14 protein-coding genes and 1 pseudogene are annotated in these 23,321 nt (G+C 71.6%); 6 read left to right on the forward strand and 9 right to left on the reverse strand.

Going from position 1 to position 23,321, the window contains the following annotated elements; translation table 11 throughout:
* The first annotated feature begins 20 nt into the window (after positions 1-20).
* Positions 21-3,263 (forward strand): ATP-dependent helicase, encoded by a 3,243-nt coding sequence (locus tag QE412_RS01850; RefSeq protein ID WP_307479438.1) that lies wholly within the window; start codon positions 21-23, stop codon positions 3,261-3,263.
* Positions 3,260-6,547, forward strand: coding sequence for an ATP-dependent DNA helicase (locus QE412_RS01855; protein ID WP_307479440.1), 3,288 nt, complete (start codon positions 3,260-3,262; stop codon positions 6,545-6,547). Before QE412_RS01850 ends, QE412_RS01855 begins: the two co-directional genes overlap by 4 nt.
* Positions 6,548-6,711: 164 nt before the next feature.
* Here the strand turns inward: QE412_RS01855 and QE412_RS01860 are convergent, their stop codons facing one another.
* Positions 6,712-8,187, reverse strand: coding sequence for a phosphotransferase (locus QE412_RS01860; protein ID WP_307479443.1), 1,476 nt, complete (start codon positions 8,185-8,187; stop codon positions 6,712-6,714).
* A gap of 64 nt (positions 8,188-8,251) precedes the next feature.
* Between QE412_RS01860 and nudC the strand changes: the two genes are divergently transcribed.
* Positions 8,252-9,157, forward strand: coding sequence for an NAD(+) diphosphatase (nudC, locus tag QE412_RS01865; RefSeq protein WP_307479446.1), 906 nt, complete (start codon positions 8,252-8,254; stop codon positions 9,155-9,157).
* Positions 9,154-10,905, forward strand: a complete 1,752-nt coding sequence (locus QE412_RS01870) for an ATP-dependent helicase (protein ID WP_307479450.1) — start codon at positions 9,154-9,156, stop codon at positions 10,903-10,905. The genes nudC and QE412_RS01870 overlap by 4 nt, the downstream gene beginning before the upstream one ends.
* Before the next feature lie 969 nt (positions 10,906-11,874).
* Here the strand turns inward: QE412_RS01870 and QE412_RS01875 are convergent.
* Positions 11,875-13,278 carry a zinc-dependent metalloprotease gene (locus QE412_RS01875; RefSeq protein WP_307479452.1) on the reverse strand — a complete coding sequence of 468 codons (1,404 nt, stop codon included), beginning with the start codon at positions 13,276-13,278 and terminating at the stop codon, positions 11,875-11,877.
* Between the two features lie 126 nt (positions 13,279-13,404).
* Between QE412_RS01875 and QE412_RS01880 the strand changes: the two genes are divergently transcribed.
* Both QE412_RS01880 and QE412_RS01885 read left to right on the forward strand, forming a co-directional pair.
* A complete protein-coding gene (locus tag QE412_RS01880) occupies positions 13,405-14,526 on the forward strand; it encodes a YlbL family protein (protein ID WP_307479455.1) in 1,122 nt (373 codons plus the stop codon).
* A gap of 49 nt (positions 14,527-14,575) precedes the next feature.
* Positions 14,576-17,528: pseudogene (locus QE412_RS01885) on the forward strand (UPF0182 family membrane protein).
* Positions 17,529-17,700: 172 nt separating this feature from the next.
* On the opposite strand, the gene QE412_RS01890 reads toward QE412_RS01885, so the two are convergent.
* From QE412_RS01890 to idi, 7 genes are read right to left on the reverse strand one after another with little or no spacing between them, the layout of a single operon-like run.
* Positions 17,701-18,591: a prenyltransferase gene (locus QE412_RS01890; protein WP_307479458.1), complete on the reverse strand. Its 891-nt coding sequence runs from the start codon at positions 18,589-18,591 to the stop codon at positions 17,701-17,703.
* Positions 18,588-18,905 carry a lycopene cyclase domain-containing protein gene (locus QE412_RS01895; RefSeq protein ID WP_307479461.1) on the reverse strand — a complete coding sequence of 106 codons (318 nt, stop codon included), beginning with the start codon at positions 18,903-18,905 and terminating at the stop codon, positions 18,588-18,590. Before QE412_RS01895 ends, QE412_RS01890 begins: the two co-directional genes overlap by 4 nt.
* Positions 18,902-19,258, reverse strand: coding sequence for a lycopene cyclase domain-containing protein (locus QE412_RS01900; RefSeq protein ID WP_307479464.1), 357 nt, complete (start codon positions 19,256-19,258; stop codon positions 18,902-18,904). The genes QE412_RS01895 and QE412_RS01900 overlap by 4 nt, the downstream gene beginning before the upstream one ends.
* A gap of 1 nt (position 19,259) precedes the next feature.
* Positions 19,260-20,816, reverse strand: a complete 1,557-nt coding sequence (gene crtI, locus QE412_RS01905) for a phytoene desaturase family protein (RefSeq protein WP_307479466.1) — start codon at positions 20,814-20,816, stop codon at positions 19,260-19,262.
* Positions 20,813-21,682, reverse strand: coding sequence for a phytoene/squalene synthase family protein (locus tag QE412_RS01910; RefSeq protein WP_307479468.1), 870 nt, complete (start codon positions 21,680-21,682; stop codon positions 20,813-20,815). Before QE412_RS01910 ends, crtI begins: the two co-directional genes overlap by 4 nt.
* The gene (locus tag QE412_RS01915) at positions 21,679-22,746 is read right to left on the reverse strand and encodes a polyprenyl synthetase family protein (RefSeq protein ID WP_307479471.1); all 1,068 of its coding nucleotides are present in this window, start codon (positions 22,744-22,746) and stop codon (positions 21,679-21,681) included. The genes QE412_RS01910 and QE412_RS01915 overlap by 4 nt, the downstream gene beginning before the upstream one ends.
* Positions 22,743-23,294 (reverse strand): isopentenyl-diphosphate Delta-isomerase, encoded by a 552-nt coding sequence (gene idi, locus QE412_RS01920; protein WP_307479473.1) that lies wholly within the window; start codon positions 23,292-23,294, stop codon positions 22,743-22,745. Before idi ends, QE412_RS01915 begins: the two co-directional genes overlap by 4 nt.
* Between the last annotated feature and the right edge of the window lie 27 nt (positions 23,295-23,321).

Raw genomic sequence — 23,321 nt, forward strand, 5'->3', positions numbered from 1 at the left:
TCGCCGTTAGCGTGGATGCCATGCAGTTCTCCGCCGACGTCACGCCCGACCGGGTGGCCTCTCCGCGCCCGTCCGCGGGCGGTGTGCCGGCGGAGTCCGTGCCGTCGGAGTCCGTGCCGGCGGGTGGTCCACCGGCGGGCGGTGCGCCGGCGTGGCTGTCGTCCGACCGGCTCGACGACGAACAGCGCGCGGTCGTGCAGTGGCCGGTCGACGCGAGCGGAGTGGTGGTCGGCGCCCCCGGCGCGGGCAAGACGTCGACGCTGCTCACGCGGGTGCGCGAGCTCGTGGCATCCGGGGTCGACCCCGACCATCTGCTCGTGCTCACCCCCACACGGCCCGCTGCGACGGCGCTGCGCGATCCGTTGGCCCTGGCGGTCGGTCGGGCCACGGCGGGAGCGCTCGCCCGTTCCCTCGCGTCGTTCGCCTTCCAACTGGTGCGCGGTGCGGAGGTGCGACGCGGTGCCGAGCCGCCCCAGCTGCTCACGGGCGGTGACGAAGACCAGATCATCCGCGACCTGCTCGATGGAGACGCGCTCGACGAGGCCGAGGGCGTGTCGCGGTGGCCCGACTGGCTCGGCCCCGCCATCCGGAGCACGCGGGGTTTCCGCGGCGACCTGCGCGCGTTCCTCGCCGAGTGCACCGATCTCGGCGTCGACTCCGCGGGGCTGCGGCACCTGGCCGAGCGGCACGGGCTCCCCGTGTGGGCGTCGCTCGCGTCGTTCGCCGACGAGTACCGCGCCGTGCGGGCGTCGATGCGCGGCGCGCACCGCGACGCGGCCGATCTCGCTCGCGAGGCCGTGGCCGTCACCGATGGGGCACGCGCGCAGCGTGAGCTGCTCGGGCGCTTCTCGACGTTGCGTTGCATCCTCGTCGACGACGCGCAGGAGCTCACCGCCGGGGGGATCGACCTGCTGTGCGCGTGGCGCGACCTCGGGGTCGGCGTCGTGGCCTTCGGCGACCCCGACGTCGGCTCCGGCGCCTTCCGCGGCGCCACGCCGGAGAATTTGGCGCGCTTGGCACGGGAGTTGGGCACCACGACCGCACTGGGGCACCCGCACCGCGGCACCGCCGAGCACGTCGACCTCGTGCGGCGGGTCGCTGCGCGCATCGGGGCCGCGGGGGTGGTGGCACACCGTCGCGCACCCGTCGGCGTACCGCCCCTCGGAGGAGTGCGCACCTACCTGCTGCGCTCGCCCGCCGAGGAGGCCGACGCGATCGCTCGCCTGCTGCGCGAACGCCATGTGCTCGATGGCGTCGCCTGGGGCGCGTGCGCCGTGATCGCGCACGACTCCCGTCAGGTGGCCACGCTCGAAGCCGAGCTCGCGGCGCGCGAGGTGCCCGCCCGGGCGAGCGGCCCCGGGCTCGCGCTCGGCGTGCAGCGGCCCGTCCGCGACCTCGTCGCGCTGGTGGAACTCGGCATGCGCGATCCCGACGGGTGGACACCGGATGCGGTGACCGACGCCCTGCTGGGCACCTATGGCGGCCTCGACCCCATCGAACTGCGGCGTCTGCGCACGGCCCTGCGCCATGAAGAGCTCGCCGCGGGGGGAACGCGCGCCGCGAGCGATCTGCTCGTGTCGGGGCTGCGCTTCCCCCTCGAGCTCGAGACCGTCGACACCCGCGAGGCTCGTCGCGCCGTGCGACTGGGCCAGACTCTCGCCGTCGTTCGCGGTCTCGCCGAAGCCAAGGCCACCGCGCACGAGCTGCTCTGGGCAGCGTGGGAGCGCAGCGGCCTGGCGCGAGTCTGGCGCGAGGCCGCGAAGGGGCACGGTCCCCTCGCTGAACAGGCCGAGCGCGATCTCGACGCGGTCGTCGCCCTCTTCCAGGCGGCCAAGCGCTTCACCGAACGCGAGCCCGACGGCGAGGCGGCGGTGTTCTTGCGGGCTGTCATCGACAGCGATGTCGCCGAAGACCGTATCGAGCAGCCTGCCGTGACCGATGCGGTGCGCGTACTGACACCCGCCGCCGCCGCGGGCACCGCGTTCGACACCGTCATCGTGGCCGGCGTGCAAGACGGCGTCTGGCCCAACACCCGGCTGCGCGGCGGCCTGCTCGAGACCTGGCGGCTGGCCGACGCCGTGCAACAGCCCGATCTGCCCGCCGCGGGCATGCTCGATCGTCGTCGCGCGGCCATGCACGACGAGCTCCGGCTGTTCGTGCGCGCCATCAGCCGTGCTCACGCTCGTCTGGTGGTCACCGCGGTCGACGACGACGACTCCGGTCCCAGCGTGCTGTTCGAGATGCTGCCGACGCCCGAGCCCGCGTCGGCGATCCCGGAACATCCGCTGTCGCTACGCGGCCTCGTCGCGCGGCACCGACGCACCCTCACCGCCGCCCGAGTCCCCGCGCGCGAGCGCGCGCACGCGGCGGGGCAGCTCGCCCTGCTCGCAGCGTCCGGCGTCGCGGGCGCCGCCGCCGAGCAGTGGTACGGCGTCGCGGCACCCAGTTCCACCGGACCCCTGCGCGACCTCTCCACAGAAGACGTGCGCGTCTCACCATCGCGTCTGCACGCGCTCGAACAGTGCGAGCTCGACTGGGTCATCGCCGACCTCGGCGGCGATCGCGGGGGCACGACGGCCGGCATCGGCACGATCATCCATGCCGCGCTCGAGACCGCGTCATCCATCTCAGAAGACGACCTGTGGGCCGTCGTCGACGAACGCTGGGGCGAACTGGTGTTCGACGCCGCGTGGCGCGAGCGCGCGGAGCGTGCCCGGGCCCGCGACCTCGTGCGTCGCCTCGCCACCTACCTGAGGCGTTTCGACGACGCGGGTGGGCGGCTGATCGGTGCGGAGAGACACTTCGAGGTGCCCATCCCGATCGACGATGCGGGCGAGCACCGCGCCGTTCTCAGCGGTGACATCGACCGCGTCGAGGTCACTCCCGCGGGAGAGGTCGTGATCGTCGACCTCAAGACCGGCAAGAACGAGCCGCAGACCGACGCGAAGGTCGCCGACAATCCGCAGCTGGCCGCCTACCAGTTGGCGTTCTCGTCGGGCGCGATCGAGCCGGTCGCCGGACTCGTCCCCGGGGGAGCGAAGCTGCTCGTGCTGCGCCCGACCGCCGCGACCAAGGAGTACGCCGAGCCGATGCAGAAGCCGTTCGACGACGAGCAGCGGGCGGCGTTCGTGGGCCGGGTGCAGCGCGCCGTCGCGGTCATGCGCGGCGCGAGCTTCGCGGCCCCGTACGAGGTGCACTGTCGCGACGAGTTCTCGCACGGCCTGTGCCGCATCCATACCGTGGCGGCGGTGAGCGCCTCATGAGCGCGCCGTTGCGTGCGGCGGTCATCGCCGCCGCCCTCGGGCAGTTTACCCCGACGCAGGAACAGACGGCCGTCATCGAGGCGCCGCTGGCTCCCGCGCTCGTCGTGGCGGGCGCGGGCAGCGGCAAGACCGAGACGATGGCCGGGCGCGTCGTGTGGCTCGTCGCGAACGGGCTCGTCCGGCGAGACGAGGTGCTCGGGCTGACCTTCACGCGCAAGGCCGCGGGCGAGCTGGCGGAGCGCATCCAGCGCCGTCTGCAACGGCTCGCCGAGTTCGAGGCGCGGGGGCTCCTGCCCTTCCTCCCCGCTCTGCACGCGGCGGGCCGGCTGACGGTCTTCGCCGAGCTCGCGCGCGTCGAGGGGGCGCAGGGAGACATCGCCCGTCGCGCAGCACTCGACGCGCTGGCGGCCGAGGTGGGCGCCGACGTCGCCGCCGCCGACGACGGCGACCAGCTGCTGCACCGGCCCACCGTCTCGACGTACAACAGCTTCGCCGATGCGATCGTGCGAGAGCACGGCGTGCGCATCGGCCGCGACGCCGAGGCGGCGGTGCTCTCGGAGTCGGCGGCGTGGTTGCTCATGCGCCGGGTGGTGTTCGCCTCCGACGATCCGCGACTCGAAGAGCGGCAGGAATCGCCGCGCACGCTCATCGACGCGGCGTTGCGGATCGCCCGCGACGGTGTCGACAATCTCGTCGACCTCGAGCGTCTCGCCGCCTTCCCCGACGAGTTCGCTCGCATCGTGGAACGCCCGTCGACCTCGGCACGCGTCAGCGTCTACAAAGAGGTGGGCGAGGCGGCCTCGAGAGTCTCGGCGTTGTCACTGCTCGCCGCCCTCGCGGCCGACTACGACCGCGAGAAGGCCCGCGTCGGCGTCATGGACTTCGCCGACCAGGTCGCGGGCGCCCTGCGCATCGTGCGCGAGCATCCCGCGGTGGTGGATGAGCTGCGCGCCCGGTTCCGGGTGGTGCTGCTCGACGAGTATCAGGACACCTCCGTGGTGCAGACCGACCTGCTCGCGACGCTCTTCGCCGGGACGGGGGTGATGGCCGTGGGCGACCCCCATCAGGCCATCTACGGCTGGCGCGGCGCCAGCGCCGGCAACCTGGGCGGTTTCCCCTCCGCCTTCGCGCCCGCGGGCGGATGCCGACGCTTCTCGTTGCTGACGAGTTGGCGTAACAGCGCCTCGGTGCTGCGTGCCGCCAACGCGGTGCTGGCGCCGCTCGCCGCGCGCGCAGCGGTCGAGGTCGGCGAACTCGGCCCGCGCCCCGGCGCACCCGTGGGCGTCGTCGAGGCGGTGTTCGAGAACGATCTCGACACCGAGGCCGACCGCGTGGCGTCGTGGTTCGTCGGGGTGCGCGCCGCTCGCGCCGCCGAGGGGAAAGCGACGACGGGTGCGGTGCTCTTCCGCAGCAAGAAGCACATGGTGCGCTTCGGCGATGCCCTCGGGCGGCGGGGGATCCCTCATCGCATCCTGGGGCTCGGGGGTCTGCTCACGACCCCCGAGGTGGTCGACGTGGTCTCGGCGCTGCGGGTCATCAGCGACCCCGAGGCCGGGTCCGCGCTCATCCGCCTGCTCTCCGGTCCGCGATGGGCCATCGGACTCTCCGACCTGCGTGCGCTCGCCCAGCTCGCCCGGCGTCTTGCCACCCATGACGTGGCGCTGCAGCCGCTCGCCCCCGACGTCGTGGACCGTCTGCGCTCCACCCCGGGTGCCGACCGGGCATCGCTCGTGGACGCGCTCGACTTCCTCACCCGTCAGACCGACGGCCACGGCTGGCTCGCCGACATCACACCGGAAGGACGCGCGCGGCTTCGCGACGCCGGTGCGGTGTTCGCGGGTCTGCGGCGCAGCGTCGGTGCCCCGATCCCCGAGCTGATCCGCCTCATCGAGACCGAGCTGCGTCTGGACATCGAACTGGCGGCGAACGAATCGCGGGGGCCTGCGCGTATCGCCTCGGCTCAGCTGCGCGCATTCGTGGACGAGATCCGCGGGTTCCTCGCCGCGGACGAGTCGGGCTCGGTCGCGAGCCTCTTGGCGTGGCTCGACCACGCCGAGCAGGCCGACGAGTTTGCACCGCGCACCGAGCCGCCCGAAGACGACGTCGTTCAGCTGCTGACCATCCACGGGTCGAAGGGACTCGAGTGGGATGCTGTCGCGGTCGTGCGTCTCGTCACCGACGAGCTCCCATCGCTGGCGCGCGACACCAAGGGGTGGCTGGGATTCGGCATCCTCCCCTCCGAGTTCCGCGGCGATTCCGCGTGGCTGCCGGTGTTCGGGTGGCGTGGCGCCGAGACCCAGCAAGACGTGAAAGCTGCGATCGACGCCTTCGTCGCCGACAACCGGGCCCGGCAGCTCGACGAGGACCGCCGTCTCGCCTACGTCGCTTTCACGCGCGCCCGTGACCACTTGCTGCTGTCGGGCTCGAGCTGGTCGGGAACGAAGAAGCCGCGGCGCCCCAGCGTCTTTCTCGACGAGGCGACCGAAGCGCTCGGGATCGACCTCGCGATCGACGAGCCCGGCGACGATCCGTACGACGGCGAACGTCGTGTGCTGCACTGGCCGTTGGATCCGCTGGGCTCGCGGCGCACGGCGGTCTCGGCGGCGGCATCGGCGGTGAATGCCGCTCGCGCCGCCGCGCCGGACGAGCCCGACCCCGATCTGGAGCTGCTGCTCGCCGAACGCGCGGCACGGCTGCGCCCCGCCCACACTCCGGCTCCCACACGCATCCCGGCGTCGCGTTTCAAAGACTTCGTCGCCGACTACGGCGATGCCGTCGAGCAGCTGCGTCGCCCGATGCCGGAGCGTCCCTACCGACAGACGCGACTGGGCACACTGTTTCACGCGTGGGTGGAGCAGCGCTCGGGGCTGGTCGGCGCGGGTAACGGCCTCGATGACGACGGCCTGTGGGACGACGACGACGCCGGGGCGTCGCTGGCCGACGCGGCCGAGCTGCGGCGGTTGCGGGAGTGCTTCGAGCGTTCGGAATGGGCACCGCTGCAACCGCTCGAGGTCGAGACCGAGATCGATTTCGTCACGACCAGGCTCGACGGTCGCGAACACGTGGTCATCTGCAAGCTCGACGCCGTCTACCGCCGCGGGGAACGCTACGAGATCGTCGACTGGAAGACCGGCCGCCCGCCCCAGACCGCGGCGGAGCGTCAGTCGCGTATGGTGCAGCTCGAGCTCTACCGCGAGGCCTATCACGCGAAGCACGGCATCGACCTCGATCTCATCGACGTCGCGCTGTTCTACGTGGGCGATGAGCTGGTGCTGCGCGGCTGACCATCCGGCGTCATTCGGACGCGCCCCGTGTGGCGGATGCCGGGACCCGATCGGGCGTCCGGACGCCGCGCCCTGCCGTGCGGCACGCCCCGGCAGAGTACCGTCGCGTCACGATCGAGGTGCGGAGCAGCCCCGGGTCGGCGCCGAGCGCGACCGAGGCTCGATCAGGCGTCGTATCGTGCCACGCCCCAGCGGCGCAGGGCAGCGCGACTCGCGCGCGCAGCCTCCTCTTCGTCGTCGGGGGCCTCCGCGTCGCGGAGTGCAGGGCCCTCGTCCCTGGTCCAGGTGGGAAGCGACCCGTCGCCGTGGGTGAGCGCGGGCTCGGGGGCCGGCTCGCTGGTGGTCCCGTCGGGTGACGATGCCGTCGGCTCGCCGTCCGCGACGCGGGGACGGGAGAGCGGGGAGTCCGTCCAGCCCTCGAGATCGATCGGCTCGGTCGCCCCGGGATCCGCGGTCTGCGCGTCGTCGATGATCGCGGGGCCGAACGCGAGCGCCCCCGTCTCGGCATCCTGATCCGAATCGGCCGCGAGGGCCTCGGCCAGTGCTTCGGCCGCGGCGGCGCGGTCGCGTTCGGCCGACAGGTACAGCGACAGGGCCTCGGGGTCATAGGCGTCGGTCTGCATGGACGTGTCCACGGCGGCCGCCGTCGCCACCGGGGGAACACTGTCGACGAGGGCGAGCGCGTCGTCGATGTCGCTCCGCGCGTCCGGCACGATGTGGTCTCCGCGCACACCCTCCGCGAGCGCGTCGAGCAGGGCCACCGCGTCGGCGACCACGTCGGGCTGGCCGGCGTCGGTCCCGTGCACGAGCCAGCGCGCGAACTCGAGCTCGGCGTACAGGCGCGCCCGCTCCCGCAGCAGCGGGTCGGGAGACCGCTCGGCACCGGCGGCGTAGCCGGCGTGCACGTCGTCGGCGGCCAGGGGTGCGGAGGCGATCCACCGCAGATCCAACGCCGGGTCTCCCACGCTCAGACCCGCCCAGTCGAGCAGGCCGACGACGTGGGGCACGTCGTCGTCATCGTCGGCGAGCAGGACCGACGAGCTCGTCGCACCGCCGAGGACGACAGCGGCCTCGAACCTCCAGAGTTCGTCGACCTCGACAGCCCGGCGCCAGCGGAGCATGAGCGCGTCGCTGACGCGGCCGGTGGCGTCGGCCCTGTCGAGCAGACGCCGCACGTCGTCGCGCACCTGCTCGGGCGAGCGTACGGGCAGTCCGTCGGTGCGCACGATCGACACCGGCAGTGCGTGCACGGCCGCGAGGGCGCCACCGATCGCGGGCGCGTACCCGGGGCCTTTCGGCAGGTGCGCCGGTTCGATGCGGTACCCCTCGATCCGCCCCACCACGAGCACCCGGTTCGCTCCCGACCCGGTCTCACCGACCACCTCGGGGACCGCGAAGGGCAGCAGCGCCCGCACACCCGGGGTGAGCGCGTGCAGGGCGCGCGACTCTGCTGCGAGGTCGGCGCCGGCGTCTTCGTCGGCGGGCATGCGCACCACGACCTCGCGCCCGTCGTCGGTGCGGGCGAGGGCGGTGTCGAACCTCCCGCCGGCGTTCTCGGTCAGCGCGCTGACACTCGTGATGGCGGTCCGCGGCAGGGCCGCGGTCGCCGACGCGGCTAAAATGAGGGGCGAGCGTGGCATGCCCCCCAGGGTAGGTCGGGCCCTCGCTCACCCGCCCGCGCCACGCCCTTGAGAGAGGTGTTCGATGCCGCTTCCCACGTCTTCCCCCGAGACTCGCCCGCTCGACGCCGCCCTCGACCGCTCCGCCGTCGAACGTGACGGCACCGACCTGCTCGACACCCTCCGCTCCGCCGCCGACACGCGCGTCCTGGCCGTTCGCCGTGATGCGGCGCCGGTCCTCGACGGGCGACTCCATCTGCTCGATGTGGCGGGCGTCGGGCAACCGCTCGCGTGGGCCTTCCTCGGGCGCACCTCCGACGGCGCCGCGCTCCTGCTGGCCGCGCTCGACGACGACGCCGACGTCGACGGCATGCCGGATGCCGTGTGGACGGCGCTGCGGACCGGGGGCGGCGACCTGCCCGTCGTCGAGGCCGAGGTCTTCACGACCGCGGTCGCGTTGGCCGGATGGCTGCGCGACGCGCCGTTCTGCCCCGCCTGCGGCACGCTCGCCGAGGTGCGGCACGCGGGATGGTCGCGGCATTGCCCGTCGTGTGGGCGCGAGCACTTCCCGCGGACGGACCCCGCGGTCATCGTGCTCGTCACCTCCGAAGACGACCGTGTGCTGCTGGGCGCGAACGCCGCGTGGGGCGGCAGCCGGTACTCGTGCTTCGCGGGGTTCGCCGAAGCGGGGGAGTCGCTCGAGGATGCCGTGGAACGCGAAGTGGGCGAAGAGGCCGGGGTGCGCCTGAGCGGTGTCGTGTACCGCGGCTCACAGGCGTGGCCGTACCCGCGCTCGCTCATGCTCGGATTCCGTGCGCGCGTCGTCGACGAGGCCGAGGCGCGCCCCGACGGCGAAGAGATCGTCGAGGTGCGCTGGTTCGACCGCGAAGAGATCGGCTCCGCGCTGCGCGGTGAGGGGCCCGTACAGCTTCCCGGCCCGGCATCCATCGCCCGCCGGCTCATCGACGACTGGGCCCGGGGCGTGGCATGACCGGTCCTCTCGAAGGCCTCGACGAGCATCAGCTCGAAGCCGCCCGGGCCCTGCGCGGCCCGGTGTGCGTGCTCGCGGGCGCGGGAACCGGCAAGACGCGCGTGATCACGCGGCGCATCGCCCACGGCGTCGACACGGGGGCATACTCCCCGCAGCGGGTCATGGCGGTGACCTTCACCGCGAAGGCCGCCGGCGAGATGCGCGGACGTCTGCGTGCCCTCGGGGTGACGGGGGTGTCGGCGCGCACCTTCCACGCCGCGGCACTCGCCCAGGTCAACTTCTTCTGGCCCACCCTGGCGGGGGACCAGGCGCCGTCGATCATCGACAACAAGGTGCGCATGCTCGCCCATGCCGCCGACGGGGTGGGACTCGCGCCCGACACCGCGACGCTGCGCGACGTCGCCGCGGCGATCGAATGGCGCAAGGTCACGCTGCGTTCGATCGAGCAGTACGCCCGGGACCGGCCGGAGGGTGTCGGTCGCCTCGGCGTCGACCAGGTCGTCGCCCTGCAGCACGCGTACGAGAAGCTCAAAGACGAGCGGCGACAGATGGACTTCGAAGACGTGCTCCTGACGTGCGCGGGGATGATCGAGGCGGAGCCGCGTGTGGCGGCTGCGGTGCGCGAGCAGTACCGTCACTTCACCGTCGACGAGTTCCAGGACGTCTCTCCGCTGCAGAACCGCCTGCTCGAACTGTGGCTGGGGGACCGCCGCGACCTGTGCGTGGTGGGGGATGCCAGTCAGACGGTGTACTCGTTCACGGGTGCCGACGCGCGCTTCCTGCTCGACTTCGCGCGCACGCACGACGATGCACGCGTCGTGCGACTCGAACGCAACTACCGCTCGAGCGCGCCGGTGCTCGCGGTGGCGAACGACCTCATGCGCGGCCGGGCCGGCGCTCTCGAACTGATCGCGGCTCGCGACGACGACGTGCCCGCCCCCACCGTGCGCGCATTCGACGACGACGAAGCGGAAGCGGCGGCGGTCGCCCGCTCGATCGCGGACTCGCTGGCGAGGGGCGTCGATCCGCACGACATCGCCGTGCTGTACCGCTCGCACGCGCAGTCGGCGGCTCTGCTGTCGGCCCTGTCGGCGGTGGGTGTGGCCGCGTCGGTGCTGGGCGGACGCAAGTTCTTCGACATCCCCGAGGTGCGCCAGGCCCTGATGGCGTTGCGCGCGGCGTCGGTGGCGCCGATGGAGACGGGGTTTCTCGCCACCGTGCGCGACGTGCTGCGCAGCGTCGGGCTCACCGACGATCCGCCCGAGGCGGGGGGAGCACTGCGCGAGGCCTGGGAGGCGCGCGCCGCTCTGCTGCGCCTGGCCGAGGACGCGCCGCCCGGTACCGACGTGCGCGGTTTCACCGACGATCTGCAGGCCCGCGCGCGCGATCAGCACGAGCCGACCACCCGCACGGTCACTCTCGCGACGCTCCACGCGGCGAAGGGCCTGGAGTGGGACCACGTCTACCTCGTCGGAGTGAGCGAGGGCCTGCTCCCCATCTCGTACGCGAAGACGTTCGAGGCCGTCGACGAGGAACGACGCCTCGCCTACGTCGGGGTCACGCGCGCCGCCCGCACGCTGTCGGTCAGCTGGGCACGTGGACACGGGCGGATGGAGCGCTCGCCGTCGCGCTTTCTTCGAGAGATCGGCAGTGGCAGTCTTCACTCGGTCGATGCAACGCCCAGACCCGCCGGAACGAATCGACGCGCAAACGCAGCGACCGCGTCGTCTCGGCGACCGGGCAGGTGAGCAGCGCGCTCGCCGCCCGCCCCGCTTCGGCGGCGAGGGCTGCGTCGACGACGGGCCGGGGCCGCGCCAGCAGCTGAGCGGCGAGCATCGGCCAGAGCGGTTCTTCCCGCAGGCGCGCCGCGTCGAGGCAGGCCAGGCATGCGGTGCGTCCGGGCACGACGACCGGACCCACGGTCGCGCTCGCCCCATCGAGCACGAGCGGGAGGTGCACGACGTCGTCGCGCACGTACAGTGCGGTGCGGCGAGGGTCGACCCGGTGGGCCGCCAGTACGACCACGCGCGTACCGGGGACGACGGGCTCGGTCGCCACGCCCGCCCACGGAATCGCCCGGGTGGGCCCGGGGAGCGCCGCGAGGACGGCACGCACCGCTTTCGCGGGCAGGTCGTCAGCCGTTTGGACGACGAGGGGAACGCGGCGTCTGACGCGGCGCAGGGCCGGTGACACTTGCGCGAGCAACGCATCGGCATCGCGGTCGGTCCCGCCGCGCACGCGGGTCAGCGCGCGCAACGCCGGCGCGGTCGTCCCCGCGTCGAGCGCGAGCACGAAGGCGTCGAGCCAGGGCGACGGGGCGGTGACGCGGGCGACGGCCGGCGCGCCGAATTGCACGCTGCCGTCGTCGAGCCAGAGCGGGGGAGCGGCGGGGTCGAGTCGGATCATGGCCCGATGATGGCCCAGCCGAACGCTTCGGATGCCGCTGTCCCCAGCCGTCGTTCCCGCGGCGAGGATGGGGAGGAGGGGCGTCTCCCGCCCACGCGAGCGTGACGCACCCGCCCGGCGCGGCGCACCCGCCCGGCGCGGCGCACCCGCCCGGCGCGGCGCACCCGCCCTGCGTGACGCACCCGCCCTGCGTGACGCACCCGCCCGGCGTGACGCACCCGCCCGGCGCGGCGCACCCGCCCGGCGCGAGGCACCCACGGGAGCGGCCCGCGCCGCGTGGTCGCGCCCCGGGTGGGGCACGACGCGACGGTTCACACCGGGCGCTGGTCCTCCGGAGCGGCGTCGCCGCCCTCGTCGTCGGGGCTCGCGTCGTCGTCGGTGGTCTGCTCGCCCGTCTCCTCGGCGATGAGCTGCGCGAGGGCGTCGTCCATGGCATCCGCCGGCACCGTCTCGCCCCGCGAGGTGGCGGTGAGACGGGCGACCAGCGCGGCGGGGTCGTCGATGTCGTCGGCCGAGGGCATGAGGTCGGGGTAGTCCCAGAGTGCGTCGCGCGCGGCCACGCCGACGGCGTCGGTGACCGATCGCCACATCGTCGCCGCCTCGCGCATGCGTCGCGGTCGCAGTTCGAGCCCGACCAGCGACCCCAGCGCCTGCTCGGCGGGCCCGCCGACGGCGCGGCGCCGACGCACGGCCTCGGCGATGCGCGCGGCCGCGGGCAGGCGCGACGTCGCGTCTTCGGTGACCACGTCGACCCACCCCTCGATGGTCGCCAGCAGGTTCTCGAGGCGGGTCAGCGCCGCCGTCTGCTCTTCGGAGCGCGCCGGCAGCAGCGCACCGCTCTCGAGGGCGCTGCGCAGCTCATCCGGCTGTGACGGGTCGAAGCGCGAGGCCAGCTCCTCGAGGGCATCGGTGTCGACGTGGATGCCGTGTGCGAAGTCGCGCACCTGCGAGATCACGTGCAGGCGGAGCCAACGTGCGTGGCGGAACAGACGCGCGTGCGCGAGCTCGCGGGTCGCGAGGTAGAGCGCGAGCTGGTCGTCGGGGATCTCGAGATCGCGGCCGAAGTCGGCGAAGTTCTGCGGCAGGATCGCTGCGTCGCCGTCGGGCATGACGGGGATGCCGACATCGCCGCCGCCGACGACCTCGGTCGACAGCCGCCCGACGACCTGGCCGAGCTGCGTGGCGAAGAGGGAGCCGCCGACGGTGCGCATGAGTCGTCCGGCCCCCGCGATCATCTCTTGCATGTCGTCGGGGGCCTGCTGGCCGAGAGCGTCGGTGAGCGCGTCGGCGATGCTGGTCGCCACGGGCTCGGCGAGCTCCTGCCAGACGGGCAGGGTCGCGCTGACCCAGGCACCGCGAGTCACGGCGCGGGCCGGCCGCGGCAGGTCGGAGATCGTGGTCGCCTCACTCAGCCAGAGCCCCGCCAGGGTGAACGCCTGGTCGAGGTCGGTGCGCTGACCGCTGGACACGCCGAGACCGTCTTGATTGGCGATGTGCAGGGCCTGACGTTCGGCCAGGCTCCAGTCGACGCCGTCCTGCGTGCCGGCGAACGCGCCCTGCAGCTGATTCATCACCTGCTGCAGCATGGCGGGGTCGATCTGCATGCCCGACAGGCGGGACAGCTGCTCCGGATCGATGCCGGTGGTGTCGCCCGACATGAGGCGACGCATGAGCTCTTGGAACTCGTCCTCGGGGCTCCGGTCCTCGTCTGCCACTTCAGCCGCCTTTCAGCCGGGTCATGGGGATCGCGATCTACGCTAGTCGCACGTTTCCCCGCTTCTCCCGGCACGGCCCCTCGCCGCTTACGCCGCGCGCGAACGACCCGGCAAAGGATTGAGACCGTGACCCTCTTCGACGAGAACGTCTCCGTCGTGCCCACGCCTCGACGACCGCTCCGGCGGCGCGCCCTCGTGGGCACGTGGTCGCTGGCGATCGCCGTGATCGTGCTGTTCGTGATGACCTTCCTGCCCACCGCGTACGTCATCCAGCAGCCCGGTCCGGTGTTCAACACCCTCGGCTCCTCGACCGGGGCCGACGGACAACAGGTGCCGCTCATCTCCGTCCCCGACGAGGACGATGACACCTCCTCGGGCCAGCTCGACCTGCTCACGGTGCAGGTGAGCGGCAACCGCGAGCGCACGCCGTCGTGGGTCGAACTGGTGTCGGCCTGGTTCGACCGCTCCCGCGCCGTCGTGCCGATCGACCGTATCTTCCCCGCGGGGCAGACGACCGAGCAGCGCAACACCGAGAATGCGGCTCTCATGACCGATTCGCAGGTGGAAGCCAGCGCGGCGGCACTGCGCGAGCTCGGGTACGACGTCCCGCAGCAGAGCACCGTCGTCACCGTGACCGACGACGGCGCCTCGGCGGGGCTCCTCCAGCCAGACGACGTGATCACCACCGTCGACGGTGCACAGGTACGCAATGTCGAGGCCGTGCGCGCCGAGGTACAGGCCCGGGCGGGTGCTCCCGTGACCATCGGGTACGAGCGTGGTGGCACGCCCGGAACGGTGCAGGTGACACCCCGTCAACGCGAGGTGGACGGTCAGCAGCAGTGGCTGCTCGGGATCGCCCTGATGCAGTCGTTCGACCTCCCGATCGACGTCAAGATCCAGCTCAACGACGTCGGGGGTCCGAGCGCCGGCATGATGTTCGCGCTCGGGATCATCGACAAGATGTCGCCCGGCGACCTCACCGGCGGTCAGCACATCGCCGGCACCGGCACGATCGACGCCGACGGAAACGTGGGGGCGATCGGCGGCATCCGCCAGAAGCTGTACGGCGCCCGCGACGCCGGAGCCACCGTCTTCCTGGCCCCGGAGTCGAACTGCAACGAGGTCGTGGGGCACGTGCCCGACGGCATCCGGGTCTTCTCGACGTCGACGCTGACGCAGTCGCTCACGGTGCTGCAGACCATCCGTGACGGGGGCGATCTCGACGCCCTGCCCACGTGTGGTTCGTGATCGTAGCATTCACGGCATTCCCCGAGAACGCCGCGCCTAGGATGGACGGGTGACCACGACCTCGGCGCCGAATCAGGCCACGCCCCCGAACCGCTCCCGACGGATCATCTCGATCACGCTGGCGGTGATCGCAGCCCTGGTCGTTGCGTTCTTCGTCTTCGCGAACCTCTACTCCGACTGGCTGTGGTTTGCGCAGCTCGGCTTCACCACCGTGCTGACCACCCAGTGGATCGCGCGCGCGGTGATGTTCGTCGTCGGGTTCCTCGCGATGGCGGTCCCGGTGTGGGGCGTCATCCAGCTCGCCTACCGCTTGCGCCCCGTCTACGCGCGGCTGAGCTCGCAGCTCGACCGGTACCAGGAGGTCGTCGAACCGCTGCGGCGTCTGGCGATGTGGGGCATCCCGATCTTCTTCGGATTCTTCGCCGGTTTCGCCGCCTCGGCGCAGTGGGAGACCACGTGGCTGTGGTTCAACGGCGTCGCCACCTCGGTCACCGACCCCCAGTTCGGACTCGACACCGGGTTCTACCTGTTCGGGATGCCGTTCTACGCGGCCGTCTTGGGCTTCGCGTCGGCCGTGGTGCTCGTGTGTCTGCTGCTTACCGGAGTCGTGTCGTACCTCTACGGCTCGGTCCGGGTGGGCCAGCGTGAGCTGCGCATCTCGAAGGCGGCGCGCATCCAGCTCGCGGTGCTGGCGGGCGTCTACCTGCTGCTGCAGGGCGCGAGCCTGTGGCTGGACCGCTTCCGCACCCTCGTGGAGCCCTCGGAGCGCATCACCGGACCCGGATACGTCGGTGCGAATGCCGTCATCCCCGGGCAGACGATCCTCGCGATCGCGGCCGTCATCGTGGCGCTCGCCTTCTTCGTCACGGCGTTCATCGGCCGCTGGCGCTACCCGCTGATCGGCACCGCGCTGCTGGTGGTCTCGGCCATCGTCGTCGGCGCCGCCATCCCGTGGGCGGTCAAGACGTTCCAGGTCACCCCGAACCAGCTGAACCTCGAGAGCCAGTACTACCAGCGCAACCTCGACGGCACGAAGGCCGCGTACGGCATCGACGACATCCAGAAAGAAGACTTCGAGGCGACGACGACGGCGCAGGCGGGTCAGCTGCGCAACGACGCCGAGTCCACCGCACAGCTGCGGATCATGGATCCCGCGATCATCGGCCCCACGGTTCGTCAGCTGGAGCAGTACCGCGCGTACTACCAGTTCAACACCCCGCTCGACGTCGACCGGTACACGATCAACGGTCAGACGCAGGACACGGTCGTGTCACTGCGGGAGCTCAACATCGGTCAGCTCGGCGACGCCGCCTCGTGGCAGAACACCGCCCTCGTGTACACGCACGGCTACGGCATGGTGGCGGCCGCGGGCAACGAGCGTACCGCCGACGGCGACCCGGTGTTCCTCGAGCAGGCGATCCCCGGCACCGGCTTCCTCACCGACCTGAACTACGAGCCGCGGGTGTACTTCGGCGAGCAGTCCCCGCCGTACTCGATCGTCGGCGGCCCCGAGGGCGCTGATCCCATCGAGCTCGACTACCCGATCGGTGCCGACGGCGGCTCCGAGACGCGCACGACGTTCCAGGGCGACGGCGGGCCGAGCGTCGGCAACGTCTTCAACCGCCTCATCTACGCGCTGAAGTTCCAGTCCGAGCAGATCCTGTTCTCCGACTACCTCAATGCGGACTCGCAGATCCTGTACGACCGCAACCCCAAGGAGCGCGTGCAGAAGCTCGCTCCTTACCTGACGCTCGACAGCGACCCGTACCCCACCGTGGTCGACGGGCGCATCAAGTGGGTCATCGACGGCTACACCACGAGCGCGAACTACCCGTACTCCACGAGCGTGTCGCTGTCGCGGGCCATCGCCGACTCGAACAACCCGCAGCCGACCTACGCGCTGGATGACATCAACTACATCCGCAACTCGGTCAAGGCCACGGTCGACGCGTACGACGGCTCCGTGAGTCTGTACGCGTGGGACGACCAGGATCCGCTGCTGAAGGCGTGGCAGAACATCTACCCCACCACCGTGAAGCCGTGGACCGACATGTCGGCCGACCTCATGAGTCACGTGCGGTATCCGACCGACCTGATGAAGGTGCAGCGCTCGATGCTCGGCGTCTACCACGTCGACGACGCCCGCTCGTTCTTCCAGCAGGACAACCGCTGGACCACCCCGAACGACCCGCAGGATCCGGCGGCCTTCCAGCCGCCGTATTACCTGACGATGAAGATGCCGAACCAGGACGATCCGTCGTACTCGATGTTCACGAGCTTCATCCCTGCATCCCAGGGCGGGCAGGCACGTAACGTGCTGACGGGCTATCTCGCCGTCGACTCCAACGCGGGAAGCCAACAGGGGACCAAGCGCGAGGATTACGGCAAGCTGCGCATGCTCGTGATCGACTCCTCGACCACGGTGCCCGGCCCCGGCCAGGTGCAGAACACCTTCGACTCCGACACGAGCGTGTCGTCGCAGATCAACATTCTGAAGCAGGGGCAGTCGCAGGTGCTCAACGGCAACCTGCTGACCCTCCCCGTGGGCGGCGGCCTGCTGTACGTGCAGCCGGTGTTCGTGCAGTCCTCGGGCGGCACGCAGCTGCCACAGCTGCGGCGCGTGCTCGTGGCCTTCGGCAACAAGATCGCGTTCGAGAACACCCTCAGCGAAGCGCTCGACAGCCTGTTCGGCGGAGACTCCGGCGCGAACACGGGTGACGAGACCGTCACCCCGAGCGATCAAGGCGACGGCAGCGGGGGCGGGGGCACCACGAGCCCGACCGTGCCCGCCGGTGACTACGCTGCGGCGCTGAACGAGGCGCGCGATGCCCTCCAAGCGCGCGCAGGCGGCCCTGACCAGCGGCGACCTCGCGGGGTTCGCCACGCAGGACGCCCGCCTCACGGCAGCCGTGCAGCGTCTGCTCGACCTCGAGACGCAGGGCCAGGGCGGAACCGCGACCACCAGCCCGACCCCGTCGCCCTCGGCCACGCCCGCGGGCTGACCGCCCTCACCGGCGCCGGCGCTCCGCTCTCGCGGGGTGCCGGCGCCGCTGTGTGTCCCGCAACCCCGTTGAGTGTCCAGGACACGCCGTTCGGCGCTGCCCGGTGACGGCGTGTCCTGGACACTCAACAAAGGGGGGGAGGGGAGGGGAGGGGGGGAGGGGAGAGGGAGGGTCAGGCGGTTAGGAACCACCACGAGATCAGCAGCATCGTCGTGCCGAAACCGGCGATCTGGTTGAGCCAGAGGAAGCGGTTCCACCCGGCCGTGGCGCGGTCGCTGTCGGCATCGGTCACGTTCCGGTATGGCCAGCACACGACGAGGTACGGCGCCACGAGCACCGCCGCCAGCGGGCCCGGCCAGGCCGTGAACAGCATGGCCACCCCCGCCAGGGCGTAGGCGACGAGGGCGAAGCGCACGGTCCAGCGCGCGCCGCGGGCGGTGGCGATCGACGAGATGTCGGCGGCGCGATCGGCCTCGACGTCTTGCACGGCGCCGAAGGCGTGCGAGGCGATGCCCCACAGCGCGAAGGCCACCAGGACGAACACCAGCTGCGGCGTCCACACGGCTCCTGCGAGCACGAGCCCGTACACGGCGGGGGAGAAGAAGTGGATGCTGCTGGTCATCGAGTCGGCGAAGGGCCGCTCCTTCAGCCGCAGGGGCGGCGCGGAATAGAACACGACGAAGAACAGGCTGAGGGCGAGCACGAGCCACGACAGCGGTGACCCGACCGCGACGAGGTAGACGACGAACGGCACGCACGACAGCGCCGACGCCCAGAGCGTGATGCGGTGCATGCGCTTGTCGAGCACCGCGCCGTGCGTGCCGCCCTTGCGGGGATTGCGCAGGTCGGATTCGTAGTCGAACACGTCGTTCACGCCGTACATCGCGAGGTTGTACGGCACGAGAAAGAACAGGATGCCGACGACGAGCGTCGCATCGATCTGCCGCGTGGTGAGCACGTAGGCCGCGGCGAACGGGAAGGCGGTGTTGATCCAGCTCACCGGTCGCGACGACACGAACAGTTCGCGGACGATGCGCCCGAAGGTCAGCGGGGGCGGAATCATGCGGCGTCCTTCGGGGAGGGGCGGGGAGACAGCAGCGTGAAGAGCGCGGGGACGAGGAACGCCGCGCACAGCGGGTAGGCGAAGTCTTCGATCGGTGCGAGCCCGAGTCGAAGGCCGCTCAAATGCTCGTCGGGGTACGAGAACAGGTCGACGGCGATCATGAGATTGTCGAAGACCAGGGTGAGCCCGACGAGCACCAGCGCGAGCAGGCCCGAGGATGCCATGCGCTCGCGGAAACGCGGGCGGCGCAGCGTCGCGAGAGTCACGGCGGCCGTGACGATGACGAACGGCACGACGATGAGAGGATACGTCACGCGCGCCGCCCCTGCCCGGCCACCCGGTCGCGCGCCCGCGCCCGCGCCCGCGCCCGCCGCTCGAACACCGCGAACATGACGATCGACAGGTAGCTGAGGAACAGCAGGAAGAACACTTCCTCCACGGGCAGATGCGGCGCGAGCTCGACGCCGACGAACAGGGGACTCTCACCCTTGACGAAGACGCCGGTGACGATGCCCACGGCATCCCATGCGAGGAAGAACAGCGTCGACACGAGCACGGCGAGCGCCGTGCGCACGGGGGCCACACGCAGCGCGAGCGAGAACTTTATGTCGATCGCGATCATGCCGGCCAACGAGAAGAGGATCGCGCCCAGATAGACCCCCGGCACCTCAGACCACCGCGCGCGCGGGTTCCGCCAGGGGACCGGCCGTGGTGTCGCCGGTCAGACGCTTGACCACGAGCTCGGCCGAGATGAGGCACATCGGCAGGCCGATGCCCGGCAGCACAGACGTACCCGCGTAGTAGAGGTTCTTCACCTTGCGCGACCGGTTCTTCGGCCGGAAGATCGCGCTCTGGTTCAGGGTGTGCGCGAGCCCCAGCGAGTTGCCGTGCCAGGCGTGCAGATCTTCCTTGAAGTCCTCCGGCGCGATCGTCTTGCGCACGACGATGCGGTCGGCCAGATCCGGGATGCCGGTCCATTCGGCGATCTGCGCGATCACCCGATCGGCCGCTTGCTCGATGCGCTGGTCGCCGGCGCCCGAGACGCCGCCGCGCCCGCTGTCGGGGTCGGCGGGCACGGGGACGAGCACGAAGAGGTTCTCGTGGCCCGCGGGGGCGACGGAGTCATCGGACGCGCTCGGGCGGCAGATGTAGAGGGATGCCGGATCGGGAATGTGCTTGTCCTCGCCGAAGATCGCATCGAAGTTCGTGTGCCAGTCGTCGGTGAACAGCAGCGTGTGGTGCGTCAGCTGGGGCAGCTCGCCCTTCACTCCGAGCAGCAGCAGCAGGGCACCGGGGCTGGGCACCTTGTCCTTCCACCACTTCTGCGGGTACTGGCGGTCCTTCTCCTCGAGCAGGTCGTTCTCGGTGTGGTGCAGGTCGGCGCCCGAGACCACGGCATCCGCGGCGATCACCCGTCCGTCGGCCAGACGCACACCGCGGGCGAGGCCCGACTCGGTGATGATGGCGTCCACCGGGGCCGAGGTCTCGATGCGCACGCCGCGCTCGCGCGCGAGCCTTTCGATGGCCGCGATGATCTCGGTCATGCCACCCTTCGGGTACAGCACGCCGTCACCCAGGTCGAGGTGGCTCATGAGGTGGTACAGGCTGGGCACTTCGAACGGCGATCCCCCGAGGAACACCGCAGGGTAGGCGAGGATCTGCTGCAGCCGCGTGTTCTGGAAGTCGGTGGTCACGCGCTTCCAGAGGGTCCGGGTCAGCAGCGGGATGAGCGTGGGCAGGCGCTTGACCAGCGCGGGGTCGCGCAGGCCCTTCGTCGACGAGTAGGGGTCGTAGAGGAACTTCGACGTCGACAGCTCGTAGGCGTCTCTGGCCGAGTCGAGGTAGGCGTCGATGTTGTCGCCCGAGCCGGGTTCGTGCTCCTCGAACAGGGCGCGCACGGCATCCCGACCCGAGACGATGTCGATGGGCTCGCCCTTTCCGGGAGGACCGTAGACGCGATAGGCGGGATCGAGGCGCACGAGGTCGAGTTGCTCGGCGGCGCTGGTGCCGAGCAGGCGGAAGAAGTGGTCGAACACCTCGGGCATGAGGTACCAGCTGGGGCCGGTGTCGAAGCGGAACCCGTCGGCCGCCCACGATCCAGCCCGGCCGCCCAGAGCGTCGCGGGCTTCGAACAGCTGGACATCGTGCCCGCGGTCGGCCAGGAGGGCGGCGGTGCCGAGGCCGGCGATGCCGCCGCCGACGACGACGATGCGCTGGGGGGTCATGAACGGGAACCTTTCGGGGAGCGGCCGATGAGGGCGCGGGCGGCGAGAGCGGCTTTGACGCCGTCGGGAACGCGGACGCGCGGGGCGTCGGCGGGGCTGGCACGCAGGCGCCGCGAGAGCTCGGCGAAGAGGTCGTGTGCGGCGGTCACCGCGGCGCGGCAGTCGGGCGGGAGGGTCGGGATCACGGCTGCCGCCGCCGCGAGATCGGCGTCGATGCGATCGAGGACCGCGGTGCGCCGCTCGTCGTCGGCCGCGCCGTCGAGGTAGTCGCGGCCGAGACGGTCGGCGTCGTCGGCGAGGTCGCGCAAGAAGTTGACGTCTTGGAACGCCGCTCCCAGCCGCCGGGCGCCGTCGATGAGGTCGGCTGCGGGGCGCGCGGGCGCCGACATCCCGGCGTTGAGGAACACCTGCAGACACATCAGCCCCACGACCTCGGCCGAGCCGTAGACGTAGGCGTCGTGCGAGATGTCGTCGTGGGCCGCGGTGTCGATGTCGGTACGCATCGACGAGAAGAACGGGGCGATGAGGTCGTCGCCGATGCCGCACTCGCGGGCCGTGCGCGCGAACGCGTGCACGACGAGGTTGGCACTGAAGCCCGTCTCGATGGCCTCCCGCACGTCGGCTTCGAGACCGTCGAGCACGGCACGCTCACGTTCGGGCGACAGCCCGGCGTCGTGTGCGGGTCCGTCGACGATCTCGTCGGCGACGCGCACGAGCGCGTAGACGTTGCGCACGTGCGGTCGCGGGCGGGGGCCGAGCAGGCGCGTGGCGATGCCGAACGAGGTGGAGTACCGGGCGATGACGGCTGCGGCGGCGTCGTCGGCGGTGCGGGAGTACAGGTCGAGTCCCGTGGGCACGGAGCTCACGGCATGCGTCCCTGTACGGCGTCGACGAGGTCGAGGAGCATGGCCTGGCACGCCGGGGGCAGGGTCGATGCGGCGGCGATCCCGCGCGCCTCGTCGAGGGTCTCGCGCACGAGCTCTTCGAGTCGTGCGCGCGCGCCGGATGCCGAGAGCGCGACCTGCGCGGCGCGCACCGCGACGGGGCCGGTGTGCGCCTGCGCGAGAGCCTGGCTGACTTCGGGCCAGCTGTCGCTCTCGCGCGCGAGCGAGATGAGGTGTGTCTGCTTGGCTTCGCGCAGGTCGCAGCCTTCGTCTTTACCGGCCGCCGCGGCCGTGCCGAAGGCGCCGATGAGGTCGTCGACGAGCTGGTATCCCAGGCCGAGGCGCTGGCCGAAGCGGTCGAGCGCGTGGCGCAGGGGCGCGTCGGCCCCCGCCATCACCGCACCGGCCTCGAGCGGGGCCGAGAAGGAGTACACGGCCGTTTTGTCGTGCGTCGTGCGGAGGATGGTCTCGGCGTCGACCGCATCGGCCGAGACCGCGTTCTCGACGTCCGAGAGCTCACCGGCCGCCGACACCAGCACCGCGTCGTCGACGAGGCCCAGCAGTTCTGCGCGGATCGGGGCGGGGATCTCGGCGAGGGCGACCAGGCGACCGGCCTCGTGCAGCAGCAGGTCGCCGGCGAGGATCGCGGCGGCGTCTCCGAGCAGGGCTGCGCCCGCGGCATCCGCGCCCTTGCTGACCCCGCGCTGGCGGAACTCTCCGGCGACGTTGGGCATCCCGCGGCGTTCGACGTCGTGGTCGATGACGTCGTCGTGCACGACGAAGGCCGTGTGCAGCAGTTCGAATGCCGCGGCCACCTCGAACAGCGCGGGGCGCGCGATGTCGGGACCGCCGAGCGTGTCGAAGGCGGCGACGACGAGCAGGGGGCGGAAGCGCTTGCCCCCCTCGGCGGCGTGGCGGATGGCGGATGCCAGGGCACGCGCGCCGTCGCCGCGTTCGGCGACGCGACGATCGAGGCGGGCGAGGGCGGCGTCGATCGCGGCGTCGATGCCCTGCCGGGCGACCGGGGAGGTGGACAGGGCGATCATGACGCCCGCCTCACCGAGGTCGACGAGCCGAACAGGTGAAGCTGTTGTGCCTGCAGCACGAGCCACGGGCTGAAGGCCCAGGGGGTGGTGTCGAGCGAGGCCGCGAGATCGCGGGGATCGACCCATCGGTACTCGGCGACTTCGTCGGGGTTGGGCTGCGGCTCGTCGTCGGTACGGGCGACGTAGACGGGGCAGATCTCGTGCTCGACGATTCCGCTCGCATCGACGGCCCGGTATCGAAAGAGCGGCAGGGCGAGCTCGAGATCGCGCACCCGAAGGCCGACCTCGAACTCGGCGCGACGGTGCACGGCCGACGACACCGGTTCGGCCGGTGCCGGGTGGCCGCAGAAGGAGTTGGTCCAGACTCCGGGCCAGGTCTTCTTGTGGAGCGCACGGCGGGTGACCAGCACGTCACCGGCAGCGTTGACGACGTGGCACGAGAAGGCCAGGTGCAGCGCCGTGTCGGTGCCGTGCACGCTGGCCTTGGGCGCTACGCCGGTCTCGTTTCCGAAATCGTCCAGGAGGACGACATATTCGGTCTCGCTCATCGTGCCTCCGATTTGCTAGTTTAGCTA

The sequence above is a fragment of the Microbacterium trichothecenolyticum genome (assembly GCF_030818955.1).
In the GTDB taxonomy this organism is placed as follows: Bacteria; Actinomycetota; Actinomycetes; order Actinomycetales; family Microbacteriaceae; genus Microbacterium; species Microbacterium trichothecenolyticum_B.